The sequence below is a fragment of the Stenotrophomonas sp. GD03654 genome (assembly GCF_029845105.1).
GTDB lineage: Bacteria > Pseudomonadota > Gammaproteobacteria > Xanthomonadales > Xanthomonadaceae > Stenotrophomonas > Stenotrophomonas africana.
Window position 1 is genome coordinate 52,549 of record NZ_JAOCLC010000008.1, and the last position, 19,018, is coordinate 71,566.

At 61.5% G+C, this 19,018-nt stretch carries 19 protein-coding genes; 2 read left to right on the top strand and 17 right to left on the bottom strand.

The features are described 5' to 3' along the window. Nucleotide 1 precedes the first annotated feature (1 nt). Nucleotides 2–478 (top strand): hypothetical protein, encoded by a 477-nt coding sequence (locus N5J73_RS05235; RefSeq protein WP_099595932.1) that lies wholly within the window; start codon nt 2–4, stop codon nt 476–478. Between the two features lie 55 nt (nt 479–533). Here N5J73_RS05235 and N5J73_RS05240 read toward each other — a convergent pair whose 3' ends face one another. From N5J73_RS05240 to radC, 12 genes are all read right to left on the bottom strand, one after another. Then, complete coding sequence (locus N5J73_RS05240; RefSeq protein ID WP_100459727.1) at nt 534–1,340, bottom strand: hypothetical protein; 807 nt, start codon at nt 1,338–1,340, stop codon at nt 534–536. Continuing rightward, a complete protein-coding gene (locus N5J73_RS05245; protein WP_138927467.1) occupies nt 1,337–1,738 on the bottom strand; it encodes a hypothetical protein in 402 nt (133 codons plus the stop codon). The genes N5J73_RS05240 and N5J73_RS05245 overlap by 4 nt, the downstream gene beginning before the upstream one ends. 140 nt (nt 1,739–1,878) lie before the next feature. Continuing rightward, nucleotides 1,879–3,159 carry an abortive infection family protein gene (locus N5J73_RS05250; protein ID WP_238380342.1) on the bottom strand — a complete coding sequence of 427 codons (1,281 nt, stop codon included), beginning with the start codon at nt 3,157–3,159 and terminating at the stop codon, nt 1,879–1,881. A gap of 2 nt (nt 3,160–3,161) precedes the next feature. Continuing rightward, nucleotides 3,162–4,355, bottom strand: coding sequence for a GIY-YIG nuclease family protein (locus N5J73_RS05255; protein ID WP_100459733.1), 1,194 nt, complete (start codon nt 4,353–4,355; stop codon nt 3,162–3,164). Further along, a complete protein-coding gene (locus N5J73_RS05260) occupies nt 4,348–6,453 on the bottom strand; it encodes a DEAD/DEAH box helicase (RefSeq protein WP_175422511.1) in 2,106 nt (701 codons plus the stop codon). The genes N5J73_RS05255 and N5J73_RS05260 overlap by 8 nt, the downstream gene beginning before the upstream one ends. Further along, nucleotides 6,450–9,224: a DNA methyltransferase gene (locus tag N5J73_RS05265; protein WP_279940696.1), complete on the bottom strand. Its 2,775-nt coding sequence runs from the start codon at nt 9,222–9,224 to the stop codon at nt 6,450–6,452. Before N5J73_RS05265 ends, N5J73_RS05260 begins: the two co-directional genes overlap by 4 nt. A gap of 197 nt (nt 9,225–9,421) precedes the next feature. Further along, a complete protein-coding gene (locus N5J73_RS05270; protein ID WP_100459750.1) occupies nt 9,422–11,617 on the bottom strand; it encodes a fimbria/pilus outer membrane usher protein in 2,196 nt (731 codons plus the stop codon). Between the two features lie 3 nt (nt 11,618–11,620). After that, entirely contained in the window at nt 11,621–12,280 is a 660-nt protein-coding gene (locus tag N5J73_RS05275; RefSeq protein ID WP_164078573.1) for a fimbria/pilus periplasmic chaperone, read from the bottom strand. A 129-nt stretch (nt 12,281–12,409) separates the two neighbouring features. After that, nucleotides 12,410–12,910, bottom strand: coding sequence for a spore coat protein U domain-containing protein (locus N5J73_RS05280; protein WP_157804757.1), 501 nt, complete (start codon nt 12,908–12,910; stop codon nt 12,410–12,412). Nucleotides 12,911–13,021: 111 nt separating this feature from the next. Continuing rightward, entirely contained in the window at nt 13,022–13,480 is a 459-nt protein-coding gene (locus tag N5J73_RS05285; RefSeq protein WP_138927465.1) for a hypothetical protein, read from the bottom strand. Nucleotides 13,481–13,978: 498 nt separating this feature from the next. After that, the gene (locus N5J73_RS05290; RefSeq protein WP_138927464.1) at nt 13,979–14,290 is read right to left on the bottom strand and encodes a hypothetical protein; all 312 of its coding nucleotides are present in this window, start codon (nt 14,288–14,290) and stop codon (nt 13,979–13,981) included. A gap of 252 nt (nt 14,291–14,542) precedes the next feature. Further along, nucleotides 14,543–15,022 carry a DNA repair protein RadC gene (radC, locus tag N5J73_RS05295; protein WP_138927463.1) on the bottom strand — a complete coding sequence of 160 codons (480 nt, stop codon included), beginning with the start codon at nt 15,020–15,022 and terminating at the stop codon, nt 14,543–14,545. Between the two features lie 270 nt (nt 15,023–15,292). On the opposite strand from radC, the gene N5J73_RS05300 reads away from it, so the two are divergent. Next, nucleotides 15,293–16,267, top strand: coding sequence for a hypothetical protein (locus N5J73_RS05300; protein WP_138927462.1), 975 nt, complete (start codon nt 15,293–15,295; stop codon nt 16,265–16,267). Between the two features lie 210 nt (nt 16,268–16,477). Here N5J73_RS05300 and N5J73_RS05305 read toward each other — a convergent pair whose 3' ends face one another. The 5 genes from N5J73_RS05305 to N5J73_RS05325 form a co-directional block, all read right to left on the bottom strand. Next, on the bottom strand, nt 16,478–16,834 hold the full coding sequence (locus N5J73_RS05305; protein ID WP_049422125.1) for a hypothetical protein: 357 nt from the start codon (nt 16,832–16,834) through the stop codon (nt 16,478–16,480). 136 nt (nt 16,835–16,970) lie between these two features. After that, nucleotides 16,971–17,447, bottom strand: a complete 477-nt coding sequence (locus N5J73_RS05310) for a hypothetical protein (RefSeq protein ID WP_164078574.1) — start codon at nt 17,445–17,447, stop codon at nt 16,971–16,973. Then, entirely contained in the window at nt 17,444–17,782 is a 339-nt protein-coding gene (locus N5J73_RS05315) for a hypothetical protein (protein ID WP_279940702.1), read from the bottom strand. The genes N5J73_RS05310 and N5J73_RS05315 overlap by 4 nt, the downstream gene beginning before the upstream one ends. Nucleotides 17,783–18,080: 298 nt before the next feature. Then, nucleotides 18,081–18,413, bottom strand: coding sequence for a hypothetical protein (locus N5J73_RS05320; RefSeq protein WP_049408731.1), 333 nt, complete (start codon nt 18,411–18,413; stop codon nt 18,081–18,083). Next, nucleotides 18,413–18,970, bottom strand: a complete 558-nt coding sequence (locus tag N5J73_RS05325) for a glycine zipper 2TM domain-containing protein (protein WP_164078576.1) — start codon at nt 18,968–18,970, stop codon at nt 18,413–18,415. Before N5J73_RS05325 ends, N5J73_RS05320 begins: the two co-directional genes overlap by 1 nt. Nucleotides 18,971–19,018: the final 48 nt, after the last annotated feature.

Consider the following 19,018-nt stretch of genomic DNA (forward strand, 5'->3'; position numbering starts at 1 on the left):
CATGCCCGTCTCTGATCCCCTCGCGTTCGACCTGCTGCGGGCGTTCGCGCAGTTGGAGTTTCGCCTCAAGAACGATCCAGGCTTTCTTCGCGCCGGTCCCTACCGAATGGCCCAGGTGAACTGGCCCGCGGTGGATGAGGCGGTGTCACGGCTGGACGATTCACTCTTCTTCGATCGGGTGTCGGACAGCACGCACGAGCAAATCCTCACACCTCCACGTGATCGCCCGATGGTCCAGGAGGTGGCGGTGATCAACGGCCTCAACCACGCTGTCTTCCAGCGCCTGCCCCTTCAGCAATCCAATGCCGGTGCATTGCTCGAAGCGGCACGCCGCGTGCGCAACAACCTCTTCCACGGGGGCAAGGAAGAGCCGCATTTGGGCGATGATGACGAATGGGCCGCCGCCGCACTGGACGTGGCCGAGTGCCTGCTTCACCTGCTGAACCATGGAACGCTCAGATCGGGATTGGCCCCGTGAAGGGATATGCCGCCTCCGGGGGACGGACGTAGGCACTGGAGAATCGAGGGGATGACTAGAGCGCGACGGGCGGGAAACGCTCTTCGTGTTCCGGATACAGGTCGATCATGAAGAACTCCCGGCGGAACCCTTCAAAGATTCCTGGGTCACGGATCATGGCCTCGATTTGCGCGTGCGTCCAAACAGCGCCATGTTCCGCAGCGCGGGCCTGGAGACGTTCAGCCTGCTGTCCCACGGCCTCGTCCGTCAGGTGGTGTTCCGCGTAGCCTTCCACGATCAATCGGTAGATGGTCTGCACACTCAACTGCCAGAACTCGTGGCCAGCTTGCGTTGCCCGAAGGGCACCCATGGCCCGCTCCGACGACCGGGTCATCAGCAGGGCTTGATAGAACGCAGACAGCGCCGTTTCCAGATCCCCGGCCGATATCTGCCGCTTGGGGGCCAAGAATGCCCAGAACGGCGCCCGATGCTCAGCACGAACAAAACTGGCGATGGCCCCGCCATGGCACGCGGCCACCACCGTGATGAGGTTCAAGCGCGTGGCCACGTTGAGGTTTACGAACGCCGGCTTTATGTCGTCCCACGTCAACCAAGACCCGTCAGCGAACTCCAGCCCACCCTCTCCACCGTGGCACTCGATGTGAAGCAACGGCACGTAGGGCTCCCTGGATGCTTGCTGAGCAAGCTGGGCCAACAGATCGAGAAAAGCCCCGCTGGAAGGAACACGAACGCTGGCGATGTGAGGAACGTCGCCGATCACCCGCGCCCAGTCTTGGGCATCCGCGAACAGGCGGGCTGCGGTGTTGAGTTGGCCTTCCGGGAGGGAATCCACGATGAGAATTTGGTTGAAAGTAGCGTTCATCGGCGCCTCCCCAGCCCCGGACTGCCACCTTGCACCACGGGGCTGCCACCTCGCCGCCGCCTCCCATCGTCCGGACCCAGCGCACGCTCTAGACGCTGCAGCGCTGTCTTGGGCGCTGGCCTGGCATCAATGGACGGTAGCTTGGCTATCTCAGCCTTGGTCATTTTGGCCGAGGGCTTGAACCGATTCTTGGGAAGCTCTGTCTTCCCCGTCACTTTTTTCTCAAGCGGCCTCGGTTTCGGTGCAGGCGGCGCTTCGTCGAGCATGCCAAGCTTGGCAGCCACCATGCGCAGTTTCGACGGTGAATTGGCCTTGCGGAGAAAAATGCGCGCACGGCGCTCCGCATAGGCACGCGACCACCCCATGCGTGTCATTCCCTCGACGATGATCGTTTCCAAGAACCTCTCTTGCGCTGGGGTCAGAACAATCGGCCCGTTGGGCTGCCCCTTCTTAGACGCCCGCTTTTTGGGGAAACGCCCAACAGGACCCTTCTTGCCCGAAGGCTGCGCCGACTTCGGCCTCCTTGCCGATCGAGGTGTCACCTATCCACCTCCGATTTGGCCGGCCGTGCTTGCGTGCGGTCCCGGTAGGTCTCGGTGACGAAGTCCACAAACGCCACGGCAGACGCCACCGCCAAGCGCGCATGCCGGGGCTGAAGCCCACGGTGCTTGCCGTCCTTGCCATGGCCGGTGCCGTAGAGGCGGCGAAGGTTGGCCAGGTTACCGGCGATTTGGTTCAGGTTGCTCAGGATGCGCTTGATGCACTCGGCCCCCTTGGCTTGGTCATCGATCCCTTCGGGCACCAGGTCCAAGCTCTTGGCCAGCTTCTTGGCCAAGTCGTTCATGTCGTCGCTCTTGCCTATCTCCACCCCCATCTTGCCCAGGATGGTCTTGCAGCACGATTCCACCAGCTCCTTGGCGCTGCCGATGGCCAGCTCGGGATCTTTCTCAACCGCGTATTCCATGCGCTGTATCTGCTTGGCAATGGCGCCCGCGTCCAAGGAATCGGCGGCAGACCTTCCTCTCTCAAAGGATCGGTGTCCGTTGGAGGTCAACGGGCGGGGTTCATACCGGGCCCTTCCTGCGATCCGCTCGACTTCGACCAAGTGCCAACCCGCTTGCCGCAGTTGGTCGTTGAGGTGCTCAACGATGGTGGCGGCCTCCTCCCGATCAGGCCTCACCACCGGGTGGACCATCTCCGCCAAGAACCGCAGGAAGGTATCGGCCGGACCATCGAGCAACGGGAAACGGTCGTCGTCGAAGATCCAGTAATCGTCCCAGTCAAAATTGTTGACCCGGTGCTGGTGGATGTCCCCGGCCGCATCCTTGTAGCGCGGATCGGTGGATGGCAACCGCCGAAGCTCGTAGATGCGGCTCAGGAACTCGGTGTCGTCCAACGCGCCGAACACGTTCACCTGCTCCAGCCGAAGCCCATCGAAGATGTTCCGACGGACCCCTCGCGGAATCGCAACCGGAGAGGCGGAGCGCCAATCTTCGTTCTGGCCGACGATGGGAATCAACCGGGCGGCGAAGAAGTCGTGGCCATTCGGGGGAATGGCTTCCGACAATGCCTCGGTGATCTGTTCGCATACGTCCTTGAGTTTGGGCCGCAAGCGCGCGAACTCCGGCGCCGGCACCTCCAGCAACACGTTCCAGTAGTTCGTTCCCCCGTTCCAGTTATCAGACGTGTCGTGCTGGATCGATGCGGTTGAGGTGCGAAGAAGATCAGCCGCGTCGGTGTGCCCGCTCTCTTGGAGCAGCACGTAAGCGGCGCCCAAGCACCGCTCCAACACCTGGTCATCGAGAGGGTTCGTCAGCACGATCAGCTCCGGCGAACCAGCATGGCCTGGGCGGGGTCGTAGATGTAGTCGGTGATGCTCCCGTCTTGGATGCGTCTGACCGCCTCGTCAATCACCGGAAGCGGAACCAAGAACCACTCCCGCGGTTTCACAGGAACCCCCATCCGATCTCGGAGGGTTAGCTCAAGACGCGCAGACTGGAAGATGCGATGAAAGAGGTTCTCAAGGCGAATGGGATTAACGTTGGCGAGCTTGTAAGTCGCGATGACCTCCACCTTTGCCAACATGTAGGTCGACTCCCTCTCCGCGTTAGCAATCCTGGTCTCGACCTTACCCCCGGTAACGCCGATCTTGTGGATCAGCTGCTGATTCTCCTGGACGTATGAATTGCGGGAAAGGCTCCGCAGCACATAGATGGTGCCGTTCACCACGTCGTCCGTTTCCAAAGCATCCCCAAACAGGGGGCCGTAATCGTCGTCGGTGATGCGTCGGCCGGTGTCGTCCTTGTAGAGAGCCCGCTGCAAGGAGCGCTCGAGCAAATCGCTCTCTGTGCCGTTGGAATAGATCACCCGCAGCCTGGCGTTGGATTCCCCATTGGGCGTGCGCACCAGCTCGCCCACCTCGGCGACGTAAGCCATCTGCCCGCCGAGAATGAAGAAGTTGCCCTTCTCCACGCTGGCGTCGCGGCCAAACCGCAAGGTCTTCCGGAGCCCCGACTTGAGATCCCCCTCCACACGCTCAAAGAGCGGCGCAAAGCGTTCAAAGTCTGCGCAAGGCGTGCGGCTGGCGATGTCTTCCAAGGCCTTGCGCTCTTCATAGGACCGAACGTGACGCAGCTGGGTAATGTCGTCCTCTGTTCCTCCTTCGCTCACACCCAAGTCGGCCAGCAGGGCGTCATCGTCCACCGATTCTCCTTGTCCGGTGGCAGCAAGGGTGGGGGCTTCTTGGAGCAATCCGTGCGTATCAAAGGGCATGAGCAACGGATGTGCATCGGCAAGCGACCGCAGGCGGTCCAGACGCACGGCGAACAGGCGTTCAAAGATGTCGCGCTCTTCTCCATGCTGAGGAGCACGCCCATGCTCGTCCACGAACCGGAGGATTTCCTCGAAACCGGCGATCAGCCGTTCTTCCTGGGGCGTTCGCGCAGCGGCCTTGATCGGGGCCAGGTCCTGCCCCAACTCGGCCAACAAGGCCTCGTCTTCGTCCCAATCAGCCATGATCGCCACCTCGGGCCTCGGCCGCCTTGCGTTGCTGGACGTGCTTGGCCAAGGCCACCACGCCTTCGGCCATTTTGCGCTCCCACGGGTCTGGCGAGTTGATGTCGGGGGCTCGCTGCTTTTCTGCCTTGAACGCGCGGGCTCGCAGGGCCAACGCCTTGGCCTCGTCGTAAGGAATGGCCACGCGCTTGGCTGAAATGCTGGCCTGGACCTGACGGAGAATCTTCTCATCCATGGCCTTGGCCAACACCGCGTAGGCGGCATCGAACGGGTTGATCCGGTCGATGAGGTCAATGTTCAAATCCCGCACGTTGACGAACTTTCGCACCCCGTCGATGAGCGAGGTGTTGCCCTGCTCGCCCTGGGCATCGTCTTCTGCCAGCCGCTGCTTGGCCTGTTGGGTCACGTTGAGCGCGGCGATGGCGTGCTGACGGATGGCCTCCTGATCTTCTGCGGTCAGGTCCGGGTATCGATCACGCACGATCTTGCCGAGCTGAACCTGGGTCAGATCTTCGGGCAGGGTGTTTTCCTTGTCGAACAGCCCCCGTTCCACCGCCGTCTTGTCTTGAATGAAGGTGGTGATCACCTCGTTCAGATCCTCACGGCAGATGCGCGCCGCTTCGGGCGAGGTCGGCATGGCCAGCCCCCCAATCTCCACGTGAACTTGGCCGGTGGTCGGATTAACACCCACGTTGGGACCGCCCTCTTGGTAGCCGTCGTCGCCGTAGTCAAAGCCGTCCATCTTGCCGGCGTTCTTGGGCGTGAACTCGAACCGCGGGGCTAGGACTTGCTCCATGAGCAAGCTGGCCGCGATGGCCTTCAGGGTGTCATTGACGGCGTCCACGACCGCGGCCTCGTCGGCAGCGGGTTCGGCTATGAGGTTGGTGAATCGGGAGCGCTCCTTACCTGGCGCATCGCGGGTGGCACGACCGATGATCTGAACAATTTCGGTCAAGCTGCTGCGGTAGCCAATGGTCAGCGCGTGTTCGCACCAAATCCAGTCGAACCCTTCCTTGGCCATGCCCAAGGCAATGATGATGTCGACGTGGTCTCGGTCGTCCTTGTGCGCAGGATCCTTCAGCGCCGACAGAACCTTGGTGCGCTGTGCAGCGTCGGTGTCGTCCACCAGGTCGGCAACCTTGAGCACGCGTCCGTCGGCCAGCTCGACCTGATGGAACCCCGTGGCCGGGTCCAATCCCTTCCAGGTGCCCAAGCGGGACATGATTTCCTCGACCTCACGGTGCTTGTCCTTGAGGCTCTCCCGGGCATTGACGTTGGGGATGTGGACGATGGTTTTCAGGCCAGGATCCAGCACCTTCATGATCGCGTCCAGGTAGCGGCCGGTGTAGAAGAAATAGCCGATGTCCAGGGACTTGAGGTAGGTGTAGCCGTTGAGCTGCTCGTAGTAGGTGTAGGTCACCGTTTCAAAGCGTGCCTCGTCCGAGGGCGAGAGCACCGCCACGGTGTCTCCACGGAAGTAGGAACCGGTCATCGCCACCACGTGGACCTGTCCATGCGCGATGAGCTGACCCAGCTGACTGCCCAGCTTGTTGTCCGGGTTGCTGCTGACGTGATGGAACTCGTCGATGGCGATCAAACGGTTGTCGAAGGCCTCGATACCGAACTCGTCCACGGCGAAGCGGAAGGTCGCATGGGTGCAGACCAGCACCCGGTCATCGCTGGACAGAAACTCGCCAACGGCTTTGATTTTGGACTTGGCGACCTTCCCGTTGTCTTCGCCCGGTGCGTTGCACAAGTTCCACTGTGGCCGAACCACCCAATCGCTCCAGAACCCATGCTTGCTCAGCTCTTCGTCGGCAAAGCTGCCCCCGATCGAGCGTTCGGGCACCACGATGAGGGCCTGCTTGAGCCCTTGGTTCTCCAGCTTGTCCAATGCAATGAACATCAGGGCTCGCGACTTGCCCGAGGCTGGAGGCGACTTGATGAGCAAAAATTGCGCACCACGGCTGGCAAAAGCTCTCTCCTGCATGGGCCGCATGCCCAGCACGTTGACCTTGTTAGACCCGCCAGTTCGAGCGACCGCGATGGAGACGGACGGCACGGTGTGCCGATTGCTCGGATTGTTTTCCATGGTCATTTTGCTCTTGCCCCTTTCCTCGGCTTGGCCTGCTTGACTGACACGGCCGTCATTTTTGTGTAGAGATCAAACAGCTTTTCCAACCGTTCAGTGTCGTTACGGAACCTACGCCCGATGTAAATCCGTTCCACAACCTCGTCATTGCGTTCATGTGCCCGCCGCAGGTCATCAGGCATGTCATCTGGATCGTAGAGCTCGGCAATTGTCCTGGGATAGCTTGCCTCTCGCGCCAACAAGATCTCTTTGGCACAACGAGTAAGGTCCAATTTATTCTGATCGGTCAGAATGGGTATCGGAAACGTATTCCATCCCAGCGTATTCGAATACCGGTATCGCGTCTCCAATTTTCCACAAACTGCGGCAATCCAGGCCAAATGAAGCTTCGATGCAATCAAAGAGAGGCACCAGAGCGGGCTGTCGTAGATGGCGAGCGCTAGATTGCTGACGACTGTATTGCGGCCTAAGAGGCCGACTGGCAAATATTCTCTGCGCTCGGATGAAACAGCCCCGATGACTAGCGTTTGAACCCGCGACTGACCTGCCAGGTAGACAAAACGATGGGGCTTGCTCGCATACTCACGCGTTGAGTCGAGTGGGCTTTCATTTCGAAACCTCTCAACATCCAACAACCGCTTCTCTATGCTTGGTATCTTGCGCGCCCCATTCAACTCCGAATCGTCAATCCACAGGCAAGAACGATCCCCACCGTTGATCAACTCATCTGAGCCAACGTATGGCCGAACGTATTTGGCGGCTTCTGGATGCTTATGCAGCAGATCATCAGCTTCAGACCGGCTCAAAATTAGGCCCCCACCATCGCGCGGCATACTGCCAGTAACCATTCGAGGAAGATCGAAAATTGGCGAAGGCGCCGCATCAACGAACGTCGTCTTTCCAGCCGTCAAATATGGACTGACCTCCTCCACCTGACGCACCGTTTCATCGGTATAGAGCAGCCCGCCAGCCCCCTCCTTGTTTGCGATACCAACCACAACCACCGTAACGCCGGCATTCTTTGCCGCGAGATTGCTCCACTTGAACGGACGGACACCGAAGCGGATTGCCACGCCATCCTTGAGGACATGCGGCCATAGCACCCCCACCTGCAAGCCTTCGCAGATTGAGCTAGTCGCAACGAAAGCGCACGCAGCCTCGGCAGACTCCATGTAACGCTTCGCTAAAAGGAACCAACCGGCCACATAGTCCAGCGACTTCCACTTCTTGATGAAGTCACCACACACTGACTTCATGTCCTGCTTCTGCTGATCCTCCTGCTTACGGCTACCGTAAGGGTTCCCGCAAATATAAGTTTCGCCACCCTCGTTCATGAAATCGACTTCAGGCTTCTCTTCTATGCCACTGAACAGATCGCTACCCTGGAGCTTTACCCCCACTCCGTCAGGCGGACAGACGGACAACCAGTCAACCTGAAGGGCATTCCCACAGAGAATCCAGTTCTTGCTGTCCAGTGGAAGAACCGTTGCGAGGGCTTGCTGGCGCCCCCTGTAAAGCACGTCAGATTGAAATTCGGCGATGATGAGTGCCAGGCGTGCGATTTCGGCCGGAAAGTCGTTGAGCTCAATACCGCGGAAATTGTTAATCGGAATATCGGACTTTCGATCCTCCTCACCTCGAAGACGGTTGATCTCCGCCTCGATCTTGCGCATTTCCTTATAGGCAATGACCAGGAAATTCCCTGATCCACACGCCGGATCGAACACGCGAATACGGGCCATGCGCTTGCGCAAGTTAAGCAACTTAGCTTTGTTGCCCCCCGCGGCCTCCAGCTGACCACGCAGATCATCCAGAAACAGCGGATTCAATACCCTGAGGATGTTGGGAACGCTCGTGTAATGCATCCCCAATGAACCGCGCTCATTCTTATCAGCCACCGCTTGGATCATCGACCCAAAAATGTCTGGGTTGATCTGACGCCAGTTGAGCTCACCCGCACGCAGCAGGTAGGAGCGTGCAGCGCGAGTGAACCTGGGCACATCAGTGTTACCCGAGAACAGGCCGCCATTGACGTAGGGAAAGACCTGAGCCGAGACCGGAAGCTTGACCGCAACCCTATCGGACGCCGGCAGGTTCATCGCGTCGAACAGAGTCTTCAATACGTCATGAGTGTTGGAACCGTCCGGCTCGGTCATCTTGTCCACGGTGCGCGTGAACTGGCCATCCCCGTCGAAGATTCCGGTGTCCTCAGCGAAGAAGCAGAAGATGAGGCGGGCCATGAAGTGATTCATGTCCGAACGCCGCTCTTCCGTGTCCCATTCCTTGTTGTTGGCCAACAGTTCCACGTAGAGCTTGTTCAACCGGCCCGTTGCCCGAACGTCGATCGGGTTTTCTTTGATCTCCTGGATTGTCGTGATGCCAGCGAACGGAAGGAAGAAGCCGAACCGTTCGGCCAGCTCCGATACGGAGCACGACAAAGGCTCCTCGGTGTCCAGATACTCGGCTTCCAGAGTGTCCCCATCGGTGGCCAGGACCAACTTGACCTTGTTTGACAGGTTCTTGGGACTGACCTTCAAGGCAGCCAGGGTTTCGCGCACGCGGCCGGGTTCGCACACGGCCAAATGGATGTGGTTCCGCTGAAGAACTGCGCCGGGAAGGTCGGAGAAGTTGGTTCCTCCGGACCCAACCTTCCGCAGGCGCTTGAGGGTGACTTCGTTGTTGCCGAAAGCTGCGAGGAACTGGAACGGGAACTCAACAGGGTCAAAGTCGGCGATGGCCAACTCGGAGATGGCCTCCTCAATCTCAACCGCATTCATGCGACGCGACCTGTTTGGACTACCGTGCCGTCAACGGCAAGTCCAATGGGGAGGAGGGACTGTCCCAAGGGTGGGCAAAAACGTGGCATCCGGCGATCTCGTAAGGCAGGCACCTAGTATCGGCCAGGCGCATGAGACAGGGCCACTGTCGCAGCACCTGCGACATAGCAAGCCTTTGTTTCCAAAGGCTCTCCCCATCAGCGGCAAGCCACCTCGGCCACCGTTTGCGCAGCCCCAAGGTCCGCAGGCAGCTGGGCCTTGCAGACCCCTTCCACGTCCACCGTCTGGCCGGGGCGCGGCTGCTGTAGGTAGAGCACGCCGTCATAGCCCACCTGGGTCGTCTCGGTCGCTGTCTTGGCCACCGTGCCCGCCTTGATGGCCGGGCCAGTGAGGCGGAAGGTGCGTGCGGTCTCGGTCAGGACCGGGAAGGTGAGGTGCATGCCGGCTTGGCGGCCAGCGGTGGCGGTTTGCTCGATCTCGGCCAACTGGGTGCCCAGTGGCAGCGCCCGATCGTCTACGCGGACCTCGGTGGGCACCATTGGGGTCACCTCGCCCACCACCAGGCGGCCCTGGGCGTTGGTCTTCCCCACCAAGCGGCCGCCCACCCTCACCGGCACCCCGGCTTGGCCCGGCACGTCCACAACGGCAAAGGATTCGGCCGGCCCCAGGAACGTCACGCCCTGGCGGTCCAGGTGGACGGCACCGGCCATCGAACCGGAAGTCCAGGTGCCGTTGGGCCCGTGCTCGGCGTTGATCTGGACCCACCCTGCCCGGGTGGTCCAGTTGGCGTTGGCCCGGGCCGCCTGGCCGGCCGCCCCCTCGACCACCGACGCGAACAAGCCGACCGGGGTTCCCAACACCGTGGGACGGGCGCGTCCCTGGACAGCCCAGGCGTTGGCATCGGGGGCTTGCCGGGCCCTAACGCTCACGCCCTTGCCCCGGCCGAAATCGTGGCTGTAGCCCACCTCCACCCGGGTTTCCTTGCGCTCCAGATCCCGCAAGGCGGAGACGGCCACGGTGTGCCCGTTGCCACGCCAGGTCAGTCCGGCGTCGGCGTAAGCGGTGCGAAAGCGTGGCGTGCGCACGTCCGAATAGCTGGCCCGAAGGGACCACTGGGGCCCGGGTCGCCAGATCACCGAGCCTCGGGTGCGCTGCTCCACCTCCAACGCACCGGGGGCGCGAAGGCGCCAATACTCCTGCTGGCGCTCGAGCTCCAGGCGCACGCCAAACCTCGGGCCGCGGTAGTCGTAAACCACGGCCTGGCGTTGGCCGCCCTGGGTGGACGTGCCCACTTCCAGATCCAGCGTGCCGTAGGTTCCAAGCACCGTGGTGGCCCCCAACGCCACGTTGGCCTTCCCGCCCGATGAGGTTTGGGCGGTGCCGCGCAGGGTCCACCGGTCGTTGAGGCCCCAAGCCACCGACCCGGTCGCGCCCAACGTCCCGTAATCGATCTCCCCTTGGCGCACCCGGCCAGCGGCGACTTCCCAGGTGGTGAGCCCTTTGCGGAGCAACGTGGGGGCGACGTAGAAACGCTGATCGCTCACCACGGTTTCGCGGCCGTAAGGGTCTCGCACCACCACTTGTGTTTGCTGCGCACCGGTGCCCAAGGCGCTGCCATCGGCCGTGAACGGCCCCTTCCCCACCCGGCCTTGCAGCACGCGGGCGCGGTTGGCCAGGACTTCGACCGTGGCCGGATCGAGCGCCACGCCGCCGAGCATCGGGACGGGATAGGTTGGGGTCAACGGATCCAAGGCCCGCGGGTCCTTGGCCACGCGCACCCCGCCCAGGTTGACCGGCGAGGACGACGGACCTGCGAACACATCGCCGGCCTGGTAAGTCACCAAGCGGTTGGAATCGTCTTTCTGCCAGCGCGTCACGCCGCGAACGTAGCCGGTGCCCGACGCGTCGGTGTTGACCTGCCCGCTGATGCTGACAACGCCCCAACGTCCCGCCTTGCGCACCTCGTGCCCCAAGGAGAGCGCCTGCTGTTGTTCGGACACCATGCCCGCCACGCTGTAGTTCACCAGCAGCCCGGGAGCGGGCGGCGCGATGGGGCCGCGCCCGGCGCGGTCACGGGTCACGCGTTGGGCCTTGAGCCGGTCTGCCGGCAGGTCCAGGGCGACCGTGGCGGTGGCCTCGTCCACAACAAAGCCCACGCCCAACGCTTGGGCGCTCATCGGCTCCGTTCGACCGGCGGGAAGTTGGAGCCCGACCTCGCGCCAGGTGACCGAGTCGGCGAACCATTGGCCGTCTTGCTGCCAGAACGTGAGTGGATCCGCCCTGGCCTTGCCGCCGATGACCGGCACCAGGAACGCTGGCGCCACGCCATCGGGCACCGCTGCGCTGGCCGACGATGCAGCCAGCAACAACAACGCCAAGGCTTGGCCACGCATCGATCACCGCCCCACAGGGATGGTGACGGGCTGGCCGTTGACGGTGATTGAAAGGTTTTCAGCGCGCTGGCCGGGTTGGGTCTCGTAGGTCATCGAAGCCCCCGGCAGCGTCCAACCCAACGCACCCTCGCGCCATGGCTTCCCACCGGCCGGGCCGATGGACGACACGCGGGCCGCGGTCTGGCCGTGGTTGGTCAGGCGGTAGCCCTTGGCCACCGCTTGGACGGTCACCTGGGGGACGGGCGCGTTGGCGGCTTCAAAGGCCACGGGCAAATCCTGGTTGACCAGCAACTGGACGCCTTGGGCGTTGGGGTCCTTGAGCTGCATCAGCAGCACGCGGTAGTAGCGCCGCTCGCTCAGCGCGCCCACCCGCATCAACCGGGCGGTGCGCTTGGATTGGGGCGGGACGTCCACGAAGGTCGGCGCCCCCACGATCTCCGTGGTGGGGGAAAACACGTTCTGCCCCGTGGCCTGATCCCACCCCACGGCTTTCACCTGGTAACGCACCGAGGTGTCCCCGCTGTTGTGCAGCGTCACGGCGACGTGCTTGGCCGATGTATCGGCCATCAGGGTGGTGGGGCCAACGGAGATGGAACCGGCGGACGCCGAGAAGGACAGCAAGGACGCCGCAGCCACGGCCAAAAAACGCTGGGAATGGGTCATGGGAGCTCCTTTGGGGGTGTCTCCATTCAAGCTAGATCGGAATACCATTCCGTCAACCCATACCTACTCACCTTTGCGGCAACAAAAAGCCCCCGGGGCAAGCCGGGGGCTTCGGGACAACCGAGGGGATCAGTTGTAAGTGGCGGTGACGGTGACCGTGTCGGTGTAGTTGCCGCCCACGGCCTGCTTGAGGGCCAAGAAGCGCACCGCGTAGTTGTAACTTTGGACAGTGCCGTCGCCAACGCCGGTGAACGCGTCGGCGTCATCCCCCCAGACTTGGCTTCCCTGCGGGTCCTTGAAGAAGCCGTAGGGGATGTAAGCTCCGGCGCCGTTGGTCACAGCCCGGTAGGTCTCATACCCGGACAGCAGGCCGAAGTTCTGCCCCTGGCCCGGCGAAATGGAGTAAGTCGTGCCGGCGTTGCACACGATGCTCAGCCCGGAGGTGCGGGCGGCAGCTTCAGAGATGCCCGACCAGTCCATCCCTTCGATGGAGGTCACGGACAGCTGACAGGTGTTGGTCAAGGTTCCCTGAATCGACAGGTCCGCGGTGGTGTCGGCGGCGAATGCGGGCACCGCCAGCGAGGCCAGGGCGATGGGCAGCAGGGCGCGAAGGAAGGTCTTGCGTGTCATGGGTATCGTCTCCTTGAGAGGGATTGAGTGGGGATGAGTAGCCCCCAAAAGGGCCATCCCCTTACCGATACCTCGAATCTGAAAACGCGCAAGGGGCCATTGAGCCAGCGGTCAGAGCTTGGGTCGTTTGCCACCTGCGGTGGCTGACTGTTCCCATACCCGATCCAGCTCACGCGCCCGGTGCTGAGCCATTGCCTCCTTAATCATGCGCTGAAGGACGAACGCAAAAGCGTCAGTCACAAAAACGCCCACCCCGATCCCATAGTTATCCGGCAGGCTGGAAATCTCTCTTATCGATGGCTGGTAAATGACCTCATCGAGCTCAGGAGGCAACGGGTCCACGACCGTGTCAATGAACGCGCTCACCTCGGTTTCGGCTGCTTTACAGAGGTCAGCGTCAGTGAGCAGCGCCCGCAAGTCGGCAAGCGTGGGAAGCCACACCGTATTGAAGAGCGGGCTACCCACCGTGGGATTGATGAAATGGATGCCGTGAAGCACGGTTGCCCTCTCACTCTTTCCGAGCTCTCCGTCTCCCCAATGTCCGTTCATCCGAGGGGTCGCGTCATCCATCACAACCGCCACTTCTTTGGACTGGGAGAACCTTCGGGCCACGCTTGGTCCAACGCGTGCGCGTTGTGCCGCGCAAGTGCCTCGCAAACCATCTGGTTGATGAAAATGGCAAACGCCCCAATGTCCTCATAGTCAACGACGAGCTGCACATTGGCAGAGGTCCTTGAAAGTCTGTCCACAGTTGGCCCCCACAAACCCTCCCAACACTGCTCTCTGCGGGATTCGACGCTGGATTCAATATAGTTCCGCAACTCGCGCGCCGCCACCCGGCACAGGCTGACATCCGACAGCACAGCCCTAAGGTCCGCCAAAGTGAGAACACCTGCGCGCTCGCCCAAGCGTGAAAAAACACTCGGACTTGCGAATCGAATAGCCCCCATGACAACGGTTCTCTTTCCGCGTTTCGTCCTGGCTTCACACCAGCGCTCTTTCATCCATTGGATAGGGCAATCCACCACAGCCTCATCTTCCCTGTTCGCAGAGCGGTGTCTCACGAGATCAGTGCCCATCCCGAGCCTCCCAATAAGGCAATTCCGTGCGCCGCCCCTGCTCTCCTCGCCAGCACTTGAGCAAGTGCTTGTAACCGGGCTTGGCTTGGATGACGTGGAAGGATCGGCCGTTAACGTAGACCTTCCCGCCGTTGTGGAGCTCGACGGCATGAACCGCGGTCCAAGTGGTCGCCCAGCCCAGGCTGTCCTCTTCTTCAAAGCTCACGGGCTCCAAGGAGACCGCTGCATAATCTTCAATCAAACCGGGGTTCAACCCCAACCCGGTCATCGCGGCTTCGTTGGTTGTGACGGCTGCGCTCATGTGACACCTTTTGGCTTGGTCGGCGGTATTGCCTACCTATAGATTCAAGGTAGATCGTCACTGGATTTTGTCCACATCATGAGTGGACAAGACTTTGACTAGATACAAAAAGTGCGAAGCGACGGCAGCAGTTTCTACGGGTTTTCGCGCCGAAGGCGTTGGTGCTTCCCCTCCATGCGCATGCTTTTCCGATGCCGGCGCGCAGTGGCCGGCGGCGGCTTCCGGCACAGGTTCTTTCTTCCAAGGGGGTGTTCATACCCACCCCCGTGAGGCCATCGACACGTGCGAGGTGCCCGCGATCACCAGGTGATCCAGCACTCGGATGTCGAGAAGGGCAAGGGCCTGCTTGAGGCGGTCGGTGATGGCGCGGTCGGCAGCGCTGGGCTCGGGGTTTCCGCTGGGGTGGTTGTGAAAGAAGATGACCGCGGCGGCGTTGTGGTCCAGTGCCTTCTTGGCGACGATGCGGGGATGGACTTCGCACCCGTCGATGGTGCCTTGGAAGAGGTGCTCGGTGGCAAGGATGCGGTGGCGGGTGTCCAGGAACACTGTGCCAAACACTTCGTGGTCCAGGTGCGCGCAGCGGGCAGTGAGGTAGCTGCTGGCGCTGTTGGGGTCGGTGATGGCTCCTTGGCGGAGGAGGCGACGCTCCAGGATGTGCGAGGCGGCCAGGAGGATGCCCTCTTCGTCCATGGCCAGCTGGTATTGGGCCCGAATGTCGTTGGCTCGCTTCATTTGCTTTCTCCACCGGCGCGGGATGCGCCTCGTGGGGACCGGCGGGCGAAGCGTTGGACGAATCCGCACCCGGGAGTGAGCAACGCCAGGCGCGTATCGAAGGGCCGGAACAGCGTGGAGGAGGCCTGTCCTTGCGGCTGCGTCAGCGGAGCCAGGATTCCCAATGAAAGAGGCCACTGCCCGGATGGGGAATTCAATCGAAGGATTGAAGAACGGGTTTGAAGGCTTGAGGATGAGGCATCTGGCCCCGCAAACCGTCACGAGACCCCGATGGACTACCCTGACCTTGCCCCACTGGAGGAAATCTCCGGTCCGTTCGCCCTTCTTTCGAAGGGTCCCAAGTTCATCGCCGCCTGGCTTGCCACGCGCACTGAGGAGCGCTTCCGGGAGTTCACCCGTGCCGCGCTTGATGGTCAGGTGTTCCCCGAAAACGCGGAGGCCATGACCTCGGAAGATTTTCTGGCCATGCTGCGGGCATTAGAGATGGACATCGAGGCCGAGAAGGCCACCGTCTATGGCCGCCTTGCCTGCTCAATCGCTACCGGCAAAACGGCAGGCCATCTCAAGCGCCACTTCATTAAGGCGCTGAGCGACCTATCATTTGGCCAGGTCGATCTTCTGCGTCGCGCTTGGATCGCCGAGCGCCACCAAATCTTTCCAGGGAGAGGCGGGGGAAATTTGAACCCTAAGGAATTATTAGGACTGCACGGGAAACCCGGATTCAATAGGCAAACCTTTGAGCGATGGGCCCTCATTGATGAAAAGGGACTGAGCCTGATGGGCCGGAAGTTCGTAGAAGCGTGCTTCGCCGGCGGAGAGCTCGAGCCCTCTGCGGTAGGGTTTCAAGAATGGGCGAAGGGCCAAATCCACATCGTCTGCAATGAAATGGATACACCAGCCTGCTATGACTTTCTGTTAAAGCTCGACGAGGTGGGCCACGCGAGAGCAATTCATGTGCACCATGGCGCCGCCGTTCGTGGGCGTTCCAACCGCCTGCTGACACCCGGGCCCGTCATGGTGATTCTGCTCACCGACAACCCTCAGCTTTTCGCAGACGAGTGGACCACGGTGGAAGACACCATCCGAGGGCGAGCTCTGACGGTGGTGGCCACGACCGATCCGAACGCGCCGGTGCCCGCCGCCATGGAGGCATTGGAACGCATAGATGCATCACCGGGCCGGGCTGCAGAAGCCGTGACAGCGATACTGGAGTGCTTTGAAGCAAAAGGGTTGCGGGGCACCTGAGGCCGCGATGTAAAGCGCGGCTCGACCGGTCATTGGAAGTGGCCGCCAACTTTATGGCGGCCACCGGGCACTACTTACATGCCAAACGAGGACTCACCGACAGCGACTTGCATGCCGGACAGAAGAGGCCCAAGTTGATCTTCCGCTGAAAGTGATGATTGCACTTCTTGCAAACAAAAAGGTAAGGCGCCCCTGGAACGAAGCCGGGCATCACTTTCCTTCCTTGCGCTTGAAAATGACCTTTCCGCCAGCCTCGTATTCCACATCGTAGCCTTTGTAGATTGCGAGGATCAAAGAAAGACCTAGGCTTGCGGCGGTGATGATGCCGATGATCTCGACTCCAGTGACCGCCGCGACCGCTCCCAAGCTGAGTGTACTGAGTCCAGCTGTTACTGGAGCCAGTCCAACAGCAGCAACGATTGCTGCAACACCGACGGCACCAAGCTTGGCGAACTTGCGTGTCTTCTTCAGATCATCTGCCAACTTACCCACAACCACAATCTGCTGCGCCTTTGCATTCTTGGCCGCTTCCAGCTCATCCCGCGTCCTTACTGTCACGCTTGCCATAACGCCCCCTTTTGTTAGTAAAACCACTGATGGATACCCTCGATAGGATAGCCGAGGGCTGAGCTACGGCAACGATGTCACCTCGGCAACAATGATCGCACTGGACTGTCTCTCTAGTTGAGACGCGACGCGCTCATTACATCCGCTGCCGCGGGGCGTCCTTGGGTGCCTCCACCGTAACCTCGGCAACGTCGTCTGCAGCACGCCATGCCTTCCCTTCGAGCACCATCGTAGGACATCTGGAACGTGCGATGGCGGCCTCTTTGGCGGTCGGCGGGTTCCATGATCGATGCTCCTCCAAGTAGCGCTCCATGGACGGCTTCAACTGCAAGCCACCGCTCGGCAAGGGCAACGCCCGATCATGGCGTTTGTCTTGTTGACGGGCATAGGCGACTTGCTCAGGCTCCCCAAACGCCTCCCGGTGGGCATCGAGCAAGCGATCAACCGCGTCCACGTCCCCGCGGGCGTGGAGCGATTCGGTGTAAAGCGCCTGAAGCAACGGATCGCGCTCTTGGTGAACCTCTTCGCCCGTGCCTTCGCCCTGGAACAGCCCGTCGTGGCGAGGGCGGGCGTCGACGGGGTCTGGGCGCAACCGGCCGTGGCTGCTTCTCATGCCCGCCTCCGCGCCAGCCCGCTGCCGTGAAGCAGCCCACACGTGATCGAATAGACGACAAGAGCCAGCGAGGATGACAGGTATGGGTTGGAAGGATCCAACCAGACCCCGGTCACTAGGTGCTTAAGTTGGTAGGCCAGCAATGCCAAGCACGCGTAGAACAGGGCCAACGGCCACAGCAATGCAGCCACGGATGGGGCGTCCTCTTGGCCGGCTTGGAACGCCTCCCAGCCGCTGCGTGCGCTGCGTGCCTTGGAGGCGCACAGCCATGCGATTCCGAAGGTGATCGCAAACATGACGAGCTTAAACAGCACGACCACCAGAAAAACGGTCATGGGATCCTCCTCTGGGTTCGGAGCAGGCCATGGGCCTGCAGGTAAGCGTGGACTGCCTGTCGGGTCACGCCGAGGCGCTTGGCAATTGCAGGGCCGTTGCTCCCCTGCTCCAGGAGGCGCACCACCAGGGCGTGTTGGTCAGCCAGTGGGCGCCGGGGCTTTTGACGCAACCCCAGGTGAGCGAGGTCGGCGCTCACCACGGGCGACGGAACGCCCAGTGCTTGGGCGATGGCCGCCCGGCGGTGTCCTTCTCGAAACATCCGGGCGACCTCGGAGCGGCGGTGGGTAAGGTCTCGGCTCAACCCTGGCTTCTCAGTGCTGCCCGGCTCCACCCTTTTTGGAAAAGCAGAGCGTCCACCGGGACAACTGCGAGTAGAACAACCACTTTGGAAGCTGAGATTTCCGTTTGCGCCCCTGAGAACAAGACCAACCAGATTCCGAGCAGGAACAACACGCTGAGCAGCCCAGCCAAAGCATTGAGAACGACGACCGTGGAGATTCCCTTGCGTCGTCGGCGCAGTCCGTCCCACACCAGTCGGAAACGGTGCCCGGCCCAGATCGGCGCAAACGCGGTTACGTAGGCAAACGCGCCAAGGAACAGAACAGCAAGGATGGGGTTCGCGATGTCCATCAGCGCATGTCCCCTAAACTCACGCCACAAGCGCCCACCCCGCACGCACTTGCGTTCTCACCACCTCCCCACGGCGAAACATCCATCCGCGCAATCGGCACAACCCGGGTCCTCTTACCCTTCCCCACCAGGAACACCCGATCACCTTCGCGCACGTCCACGTCGGCGTCTTGGACCACCGCGAGGACGCGCTGGCGGCGATCAGACAAGTCGCGAACGTAGATCTCCACCGCACGGTGGCCGCTGAGACCCTTTTGAACCGCGGTTCCGGCAACCCCACCGATGACGCCACCGGCCACGCGGGCAGCATTGCGGTAGTCCCGGTTCTTGACCTGGTTAGCAACCCCATAACCAACAGCCGCCCCGATGGCAGAACCAGCGTTGAGCCGCTGGTCGGACTTCAGCTGAACCGTGCGAACCATCAGGACCTCGCCCAGTCGGGCGTCCTGGACCGAGAGGGCTTCGGACGAACCGTAACGGCGAGCGGAGGTGGAATCGGCGGCAAAGGCGGCCGGAGCAGACAACGCCAGCGCAAGGGCCAGAACAGTGGTTTTCAAGGTGCACCTCCATTTCGTGAGTAGGTTCACCTATGCATAGATCGATTC

What these genes read in the sequence shown, in the direction of transcription:
- N5J73_RS05235 (WP_099595932.1), top strand. Translation starts at nt 2, where the DNA reads ATGCCCGTCTCTGATCCCCTCGCGTTCGACCTGCTGCGGGCGTTCGCG.
- N5J73_RS05240 (WP_100459727.1), bottom strand. Translation starts at nt 1,340, where the DNA reads ATGAACGCTACTTTCAACCAAATTCTCATCGTGGATTCCCTCCCGGAA.
- N5J73_RS05255 (WP_100459733.1), bottom strand. Translation starts at nt 4,355, where the DNA reads ATGGCTGATTGGGACGAAGACGAGGCCTTGTTGGCCGAGTTGGGGCAG.
- N5J73_RS05260 (WP_175422511.1), bottom strand. Translation starts at nt 6,453, where the DNA reads ATGACCATGGAAAACAATCCGAGCAATCGGCACACCGTGCCGTCCGTC.
- N5J73_RS05265 (WP_279940696.1), bottom strand. Translation starts at nt 9,224, where the DNA reads ATGAATGCGGTTGAGATTGAGGAGGCCATCTCCGAGTTGGCCATCGCC.
- N5J73_RS05270 (WP_100459750.1), bottom strand. Translation starts at nt 11,617, where the DNA reads ATGCGTGGCCAAGCCTTGGCGTTGTTGTTGCTGGCTGCATCGTCGGCC.
- N5J73_RS05275 (WP_164078573.1), bottom strand. Translation starts at nt 12,280, where the DNA reads ATGACCCATTCCCAGCGTTTTTTGGCCGTGGCTGCGGCGTCCTTGCTG.
- N5J73_RS05280 (WP_157804757.1), bottom strand. Translation starts at nt 12,910, where the DNA reads ATGACACGCAAGACCTTCCTTCGCGCCCTGCTGCCCATCGCCCTGGCC.
- N5J73_RS05285 (WP_138927465.1), bottom strand. Translation starts at nt 13,480, where the DNA reads ATGGATGACGCGACCCCTCGGATGAACGGACATTGGGGAGACGGAGAG.
- N5J73_RS05290 (WP_138927464.1), bottom strand. Translation starts at nt 14,290, where the DNA reads ATGAGCGCAGCCGTCACAACCAACGAAGCCGCGATGACCGGGTTGGGG.
- radC (WP_138927463.1), bottom strand. Translation starts at nt 15,022, where the DNA reads ATGAAGCGAGCCAACGACATTCGGGCCCAATACCAGCTGGCCATGGAC.
- N5J73_RS05300 (WP_138927462.1), top strand. Translation starts at nt 15,293, where the DNA reads ATGGACTACCCTGACCTTGCCCCACTGGAGGAAATCTCCGGTCCGTTC.
- N5J73_RS05305 (WP_049422125.1), bottom strand. Translation starts at nt 16,834, where the DNA reads ATGGCAAGCGTGACAGTAAGGACGCGGGATGAGCTGGAAGCGGCCAAG.
- N5J73_RS05310 (WP_164078574.1), bottom strand. Translation starts at nt 17,447, where the DNA reads ATGAGAAGCAGCCACGGCCGGTTGCGCCCAGACCCCGTCGACGCCCGC.
- N5J73_RS05315 (WP_279940702.1), bottom strand. Translation starts at nt 17,782, where the DNA reads ATGACCGTTTTTCTGGTGGTCGTGCTGTTTAAGCTCGTCATGTTTGCG.
- N5J73_RS05320 (WP_049408731.1), bottom strand. Translation starts at nt 18,413, where the DNA reads ATGGACATCGCGAACCCCATCCTTGCTGTTCTGTTCCTTGGCGCGTTT.